This window comes from Burkholderia sp. AU16482, assembly GCF_002223285.1.
GTDB classification, from domain to species: Bacteria; Pseudomonadota; Gammaproteobacteria; order Burkholderiales; family Burkholderiaceae; genus Burkholderia; species Burkholderia semiarida.
Map to the genome: position 1 here is coordinate 1 of NZ_NKEY01000025.1, position 506 is coordinate 506.

The following is a 506-nucleotide window of genomic DNA, read 5'->3' on the forward strand; positions in this document are numbered from 1 at the left end:
ATGCCCACCGCGCCCATCGGTACGTAGCCCGACGTCAGGCCCTTCGCCATCGTGATCAGGTCCGGCTCGAAGCCGAAGTGCTGATGCGCGAACCATTCGCCGGTGCGCCCGAACCCGCCGATCACCTCGTCGGCCACCAGCAGGATGTCGTACTTGCGGCAGATCCGCTGGATTTCCGGCCAGTACGTCGACGGCGGGAAGATCACGCCGCCCGCGCCCTGGAACGGCTCGCCGATGAACGCCGCGACGTTGTCCGCGCCGAGTTCGAGAATCTTCGCTTCGAGCTGCCGCGCGCGCGCGAGGCCGAACGCTTCGGGCGTCTCGCCGGCTTGCGCTTCGCCGAAGAAATACGGCTGGTCGATATGCACGATGTGCTCGACCTTCGACGGCATCTGCTCGTGCATGTAGCCCATCCCGCCGAGCGTGCCGCCCGCGATCGTCGAGCCGTGATAGCCGTTCCTGCGCGAGATCACGTATTTCTTCTGCGGCTTGCCCTGCACGCGCCA

1 protein-coding gene is annotated in these 506 nt (G+C 66.4%); it reads right to left on the reverse strand.

Translation table 11 applies throughout. From position 1 onward, the window contains the following. A partial coding sequence (locus CFB35_RS33965; RefSeq protein ID WP_143328787.1) for an aminotransferase class III-fold pyridoxal phosphate-dependent enzyme occupies window positions 1-506 on the reverse strand: 506 nt, incomplete at both ends.